The organism is Sphingobacterium sp. UBA1897 (genome assembly GCF_002337775.1).
GTDB classification, from domain to species: domain Bacteria; phylum Bacteroidota; class Bacteroidia; order Sphingobacteriales; family Sphingobacteriaceae; genus Sphingobacterium; species Sphingobacterium siyangense.
This window is the reverse complement of sequence record NZ_DDGR01000019.1, coordinates 232,616-239,588: the sequence shown is the minus strand read 5'-3', so window position 1 is coordinate 239,588 and position 6,973 is coordinate 232,616. Positions and strand designations below refer to the sequence as shown.

Genomic DNA, 6,973 nt, shown 5'->3' with positions numbered 1-6,973 from the left:
TCTCCTTCTCCTTCTCCTTCTAAATTTACACATTAATCACTTCAAAAAGCTGTATCAGGAAATTAGTGAGATCGATAACACCACCAGATTTCTGCTCAAAAAAACTATTTTAGGTCTCGGTTTCACGACATTTTTGTATATTAATATAAATGATAAACTTTCGGCGTAATGGATAATTTCTTAGCGACTTGTATAAAGCAATTTCAATATTATAAATCATTGGGTGATAAAACATTTACTCAACTAAGCACTGAACAGCTCTTTTGGCATCCAAATGATTCAAGCAATAGCATTGCATTAATTGTAAAACATTTAGGTGGAAATATGCTTTCCCGTTGGACGGATTTTCTCAGCACAGATGGTGAAAAAGAAAATAGGAACCGGGATCAGGAATTTGAGAACAACTGGACAGATCGCGACGAGCTTATTACCTATTGGAATGCTGGATGGGCTTGTCTATTTCAAGCAATTGAATCTCTCGGAGAAGAAGATCTCGTTAAAATCATCTATATCCGTAATCAAGGACATACCGTCATGGAAGCGATCTTGCGGCAACTCGCACATTATCCTTACCACATCGGGCAGATTCTCTATATCGGAAAAATATGTTTGGATGATAAATGGTCCACCTTATCGATACCCAAAGGTCATTCGGCTTCCTATAATAGGGAGAAATTTAGCCACGAAAAACAGCAACAACATTTCACCTCCGAGTTTCTAAAAGGAAATCACGAGAATATGTAGTAAATAGGCTTTTACCCTCCATTAGCACGAGTAATTACTTGAATGAAAGCATTGGATTTTAACCTGTTTTTCGCAAACTTTTAAGTATATTTGTCATACATACAACTATTCTTTTTTAGTTGATTTCATTAGTAAGTACGTTGTTTTAAGACTATGAAAAATTCGATTAAGATCATCAACAATTACGAGTACAAAAAGTTATTTCTACCTGATGTTTCTGAGCACAATTTATTCAATGAAAATAAAATTCAAGTCTATCGAATTGAGAATTACCTACGCAGTATCCTGATGCCTGTCATCCCCTATCGTACAACGTTTAATTTTCTCATTTTTGTAACGAAGGGATCCCTAACCCAACATCTCGAAAGCGCATCTTACACATTAACTGAAAATCAAGTCATTAACATCAAACAAGGCAATATCACGGCCACACTGGCAATCTCTGATGATGTAGAAGGTTTTTTTGTGGTCTATGAAAATGAAATTGTGACTGATATTGAACTCGGTATAAACGATATTAAATTTTTCAATTCCCATCCTTTTACCACACTAAAAGCCCATGTAGCACATTGGATCCAACAAATGTTGGTATTATTGGAAGAAGAACTTTTTACTGAGGGCCGTGTGATGGAAGTCTGCATTTCAATGATGCAGTGTATCTTATTAAAGGTGATAAAATCGGATATTGAAACAAAGGCCCCGATGAGCCGACAGCTAGATATTGCTTTCCGTTTTCGCGAATATGTACAAAAATTCCATATCGATCATAAAAACGTATTATTCTATGCCAATTTATTGCATATTTCAGAAAACTACCTCAATAAATGTGTTAAAGAAGCGACCAATAAACCACCGAAGCAATGGATTAGCGAAATAAGTATCTTACATAGCCAGATTCTGCTGCAGGATGCTACGAGAGATATTGCCGGTATAGCCTTTGAATTGAAATTTCAATCGCCTTCGTATTTCACTAGGCTGTTCAAAAAAATCACTGGGTATTCACCCAGTGACTATAGAAAACATAAGTTTATGGCGGGCTAATGTTTTTTACTGTAAGGTAGATTCCAGATTAAATCTACGGCCAAATAATGAACGCCAAAATCTACTTTGTCATAGCCTTTAATTAAGTCGTTCATATACCCCAGATCCAATCGTAAAGGTGTTTTTGGAATATCAGTCATGTAATAGAAACCCAGACGGCTCTCTTTATAATCAAAGCTAGACCATGCACTAGCAGGTTCGTATAGCTTACTGATTGCAAAAAGCCCTTCTGCGCTCAAAGCCAATTCTTGTTTATTTTTAGCCGAAATTTTAAAATTTAGCTGCGACTTCAAGCGGGTCCTAAATTGAAAATTCTCTTCTGTTTTCTGAAAATCAGCTGTAAAGAACTTTCGAAACTCTTGCCTTAAGGTATTTTTCCATTTCAAACGATCATTCAGGGTAAATGTATACGCATATCGTCCATATAACCTAAATTCTTGCTCGACACCTTCATTATGGTAGGGTGCTGCCTCATCATAAACGTTTTGGCGACGATAGCTCAATGCATAGCTATATTGTTGATTTTTGGCAAATTTATGATAGACCTCATGGTTTAACACCCAAATGGCCTGCTTATGAAATGGATTTGAATCGTCAGGCGTACTTTTGGTTCCCAGACCGATGTAGGTTAGTGCCTCTTTGGTTCCCGCACTATCCAGTTTCCGGCGTAGGCCCAGAACAGACCAAGATGCGGTCCTTGCTTTTCCTAATCCCGGCGGACTGACTTGCCCGTAGACCGTATTTACATGAATTCCCAATAAGAGCATTATTGGGAATAGTTTTATTAAACGAAATTTAAACATACATAAAATTTTAGTTCACAAAAAGGACTAGGAGGTCCCTTCGGCTGATGAAAATTTATTCACCAACCATTTATCCACAAGTTTGACCGGTTGCATCGCCCACATCGCAAAAACAAATGGGAAAGTCAATGTCGTCCACCCATGGTGAATCAAAAAGTGATCGAAATATGTGGCGATAATTACAGCAATTAATACATATACGCCATCACGAACACGTGGGCCGCTCAGAGCGATTCCAACCAAGACCGCATTGAAGCTAAAAATGCCATTATTGGTCATATCTGCAGATTCATGGCCATGATGCGAAATATAAACACTGATGATAACAGCAGCGAAACCGTAAAGTGCTCCCATGGGATTGCTCAGGAAAACCCCAATGAAAAAGATCAATCCAGCAATTAAACTACCCTGAAAAATAACCTGACCAAAGGCATGGCCTTCGATTAAGAAATCATCCATTTCCTGAATATCAACAAAATGCTCGGGTACCGTCCGTAAAGCCAATTCTGGAATACTCAACACATACAATGCGATCCAGGTAATTAAGATAAAAGGAAATGTAAATACCGGCAGGTTTTTCTTTAATGCAAAACCCATCAAAATGGTGGTCAACGCAGATCCGACGATTAAAGCTCCCCATACCCAGACGTTTGTCTGAAAATAGAAAACCAAAGCAATACCATAAAGCGTAGCATTAAATCCGAAGAGTCCATCATTGATATGATCCTCATCAAATTTCATCAACTTGGCAGTCAATACCCCGACGATATTGGCGAGGATTCCCGCAAAGCCCATTAGTGCCGAATCATAAATAATGGCGCCTATAAATAAAATACCCGTCCAAATGTTACCCTGTAACATAATTTGCCCAAATCCTTTAAAAAAAGCTTTTACAAAAGCTAGGATGTTATTTTTCATTGGAATATAATTAGTTGTTATTCAAAAATATGTTGTCCCATAATGCGCTCTGCATTTCTTTAAAAAGAAGATAAAGCTGCTCGGCACCGTAACCTAAAACGCGAACCATAAAACCGTCGTGCTGCAATTCACTAATACCAAACGCAACGTCTTTAGTTTCCCCGTATTGTTCATGGAAAGTCTCGATCCAGTCACTTGGATTCAAGCCGGCACTATTAAGGTAGATCAAAGTTCCCTGATGCGTATAGCCTTCCAAAATACCCAAGCCTTGTATAGGCATACGATCTGGCTGCAGCAATACATTATCTTTCACTACAAGCCTACCATTGACATAACATTCTGTCAGATTTTGAAAGTGATTGTACATAAACTCTTCTCCGGACATTTTCCGACCACAAGTCACGATTTCACTAAGCAATAAGTGACAATTAGAAGCAAGATGTACAATGTTATGGCTCAAAAAATGAGACGAATGTTGTGGTACTACAGGATGGGGCACATAAGAAAAAACCGCATTTTCACCGATATTCACTTCCATAGTTTGGGACGAATGGCCTTTCATATGAAACAAACGCTGGTAAGCTTGCGTTTGTAACTGCAGCTTAGCCCCCGGAGCAATATCAACTTGAATACGATGGTCATCTCCATCCAACAAACCAGGCGATGAACTCATAATCATCAGATACGCTGCATTGTCTTTTTGATATTGTCCAACTGGAACGATACGAAACGGTTGTGTCGCATATGCATCTTTTAAAAAGGATTTTCCTTCGCGATGTGCTATTTTAATATCTAAAGAACAGATCATAACTAACGTAGTAAATTAGGTTCCTCAACATCTTGAAGGAGTGCGTATTTTTTAATCCAGCCTACAATCTCTTCCAAACCATCTCCGGTTTTTAGATTTGAAAATAAGAATGGAGAACCTTTACGCATTTTACGTGCATCATGCTCCATTACTTCTAAGCTTGCGCCTACATAGGGTGCCAAATCTTTCTTATTGATCAATAAAAGATCAGATCTTGTAATTGCTGGACCACCTTTACGAGGCATTTTTTCACCTTCGGCAACATCAATTACGAAAATGGTAATATCGGCCAGATCCGGGCTATAGGTAGAAGTTAGGTTATCACCACCACTTTCAATCAAAATCAACTCTAAATCCGGGAAGCGGCTTGCTAGTTCATCTACAGCTTCTAGATTCATACTCGCATCCTCCCGTATGGCCGTATGCGGGCAACCACCGGTTTCTACACCGATAATTCGTTCACGGGGCAGCAAACTATTTTTAGCCATGTACTCCGCATCTTCCTTCGTATAGATATCATTTGTAATTACTGCAAGATCAATTTCATTCATCAAACGTCTGCTCAATCTTTCCAATAATGCTGTTTTACCAGACCCTACTGGTCCACCAACTCCTATTTTAACATATTTTCTATTTTCCATTGTAATTGTTTTTTAAGAAATATAAACTCTAGAATATAATCGTTCGTGTTGCATGCAACGGATGTCAAATCCAATGTTGCATAAGCCCACTAAATTCCGTTCAACTGTTAAGGTCTCTTTGCAGAGATCAAGTATATCATCATGTAAACCAAAAAGTATATCTTGGCCATCCAACTGCCCTAATGGCACCAGTTTAACAGCATTGGTCACCATTGTAATAGCGGCATTATAATAAAAGCCGTGTAACGCTTCTTCCAAAGGAATTGCTAAAAGTGACGCCAACATGCCATACATCAAACAGTAATGACTATCTACTTCCTTCTTTTGGATTAATTCACCCCAGGACAACATAAAATCCTGCTGTTGATACCGACTGAATATTTTATAAATACGGACGCCCAGTTTTTTACTGGCATCGCGAATTTCTCTTGGACTTTTTAATGCTGTACATTCTTGATCTAGGGCGATCAATGCATCCATGTCCTGCGAAGAAGTTGCTTCATAGGCCAATTTCATCAAAGCAGCATCATTGTACTTCAGATTATACCAGAGGTTATGACGCACATAATTGTCCGCCGTAGCCTTATCACAGACCAAGCCCTGTTGCACATAGGTCTCCAGTCCATTGGAATGGGTAAACCCACCAATTGGCAATGTAGGATCTGCTAGATGAAGTAACTTGCCTAGAAATGTATTTTTCATTGACATTATTTTTTATTGTAAGTATATATCTTCAAGGACCAATCAGCCCCTTGCGTAGTCTTCGCTATCATTGGGCATTCAAGCTGACCAAGTTTTTCCTTTGATCCCTATTTTTCCCATTAAGGCATCAATGCGCTCGCTACGTTCGGTTATTGGACAGAAAGGATCTTCAATCTCCGTTCATAGCTGCTGGCCCTTGCGAATTCATGAAGGCTTTATCGCTGATTAAGAGCGGTATATTCTTCGTCGAAAACTTCATCTTCTGATGATGTTTTGGGTCGACATTTGCGTTGAGCTGACGTAAAAGTTGGCGTTCGCAACGTTGCGGGTCAAACCCCTGTTTCGCTAACCACTCGTACATGGACCTTTCATAAGGCATAAGCAATTCATTTGCCTCCACAAATAGAGGCAAATGTTTGTTTCCAATTTCACTGCTTACAAAAGCGATTCGAAGGAAATCAATTGCCATGACACGGATGACTTCACAAGGTTTGATCGTTACCACAACAATTTTCTCTTCATCTTCGTACAAGATATCGCCATCCTGCAAACTGGATGTATTACCCAACAATTTGACGGCAATATCCATTCCCTCCGCTGTACGTAAACGTTGAATACGTTTGGTCGACTCATACCATTCAATAGCGAGCGAATCAAGACGCTTATTGATCTGCTCACCCTGAATATTCCTTGTGATTTCCGTGATTATCATTTTTTAATTTTTAATAAATAGATTTTTAGATAAGCCTAAACCTACTGTAGACCCATTGATTCCCGTAATAACTTCGTGATCACTGGGAATAGCGGCATCTTTACTAGTTTTCTTTTTATAAGACAATTCTGCCACTTTAGCTTTTAATGCCCAACCTTTTCCCAAGGCGATACCCACAAGCGGGTACACCCTGAATAGATACCCATTGTATTTACCATCGACCATAGTACCACCGGTAACGACATGTTGATCGCCCCACAAATAATGCACATCAACCTGGCCAATTAACATGAAATGCTCACTCAGAGGCCAAGTATTACTATAGAAAGGTCCTATTTCATGCGAATGATCTGTAAAATCCAGTGCTTTATCCTTAGCAGAATTGAATCCATAGTTTAGCCCCGCATTCATGTTGTCGGTGAAAAAATAGGCAGCACCTACCGGAGCGGCACTAAATTGATGCCCCGCTGTTGTTTCGTGGTAATTCAGTGACCCATAAACCATGATACCCCCCTTTTGCGCATAGGCCGATTGTATCGTAAAGCATGCTATTGCTATACAACAGCCTAAAAATGTCTTCAAATTTTTCATTAGCGTAAATCGT

Annotated in this window: 9 protein-coding genes; 2 read left to right on the top strand and 7 right to left on the bottom strand. The window is 39.1% G+C overall.

All coding sequences use genetic code 11. The annotated features are described in order from the left end of the window. Window positions 1–168: 168 nt before the first annotated feature. Both B4N43_RS11885 and B4N43_RS11880 read left to right on the top strand, forming a co-directional pair. Entirely contained in the window at window positions 169–744 is a 576-nt protein-coding gene (locus tag B4N43_RS11885) for a DUF1572 family protein (RefSeq protein ID WP_286734860.1), read from the top strand. A gap of 153 nt (window positions 745–897) precedes the next feature. Then, window positions 898–1,785: a helix-turn-helix domain-containing protein gene (locus B4N43_RS11880; RefSeq protein WP_075993432.1), complete on the top strand. Its 888-nt coding sequence runs from the start codon at window positions 898–900 to the stop codon at window positions 1,783–1,785. Here B4N43_RS11880 and B4N43_RS11875 read toward each other — a convergent pair. The 7 genes from B4N43_RS11875 to B4N43_RS11845 form a co-directional block, all read right to left on the bottom strand. Next, window positions 1,782–2,588, bottom strand: coding sequence for a DUF2490 domain-containing protein (locus B4N43_RS11875; protein ID WP_286734857.1), 807 nt, complete (start codon window positions 2,586–2,588; stop codon window positions 1,782–1,784). The two genes, B4N43_RS11880 and B4N43_RS11875, sit on opposite strands and share 4 nt — an antisense overlap. Window positions 2,589–2,615: 27 nt before the next feature. Then, window positions 2,616–3,506, bottom strand: a complete 891-nt coding sequence (locus B4N43_RS11870; protein WP_120332584.1) for an urea transporter — start codon at window positions 3,504–3,506, stop codon at window positions 2,616–2,618. A 10-nt stretch (window positions 3,507–3,516) separates the two neighbouring features. Beyond that, window positions 3,517–4,314, bottom strand: coding sequence for an urease accessory protein UreD (locus B4N43_RS11865; protein WP_075993435.1), 798 nt, complete (start codon window positions 4,312–4,314; stop codon window positions 3,517–3,519). 2 nt (window positions 4,315–4,316) lie between these two features. Next, window positions 4,317–4,955, bottom strand: coding sequence for an urease accessory protein UreG (ureG, locus tag B4N43_RS11860; protein WP_075993436.1), 639 nt, complete (start codon window positions 4,953–4,955; stop codon window positions 4,317–4,319). Window positions 4,956–4,967: 12 nt separating this feature from the next. Continuing rightward, window positions 4,968–5,657 carry an urease accessory protein UreF gene (locus tag B4N43_RS11855; RefSeq protein WP_075994884.1) on the bottom strand — a complete coding sequence of 230 codons (690 nt, stop codon included), beginning with the start codon at window positions 5,655–5,657 and terminating at the stop codon, window positions 4,968–4,970. 169 nt (window positions 5,658–5,826) lie between these two features. Then, a complete protein-coding gene (locus B4N43_RS11850; protein WP_286734853.1) occupies window positions 5,827–6,369 on the bottom strand; it encodes an urease accessory protein UreE in 543 nt (180 codons plus the stop codon). 3 nt (window positions 6,370–6,372) lie between these two features. Beyond that, window positions 6,373–6,960, bottom strand: a complete 588-nt coding sequence (locus B4N43_RS11845) for a hypothetical protein (protein ID WP_286734852.1) — start codon at window positions 6,958–6,960, stop codon at window positions 6,373–6,375. Window positions 6,961–6,973 lie beyond the last annotated feature (13 nt).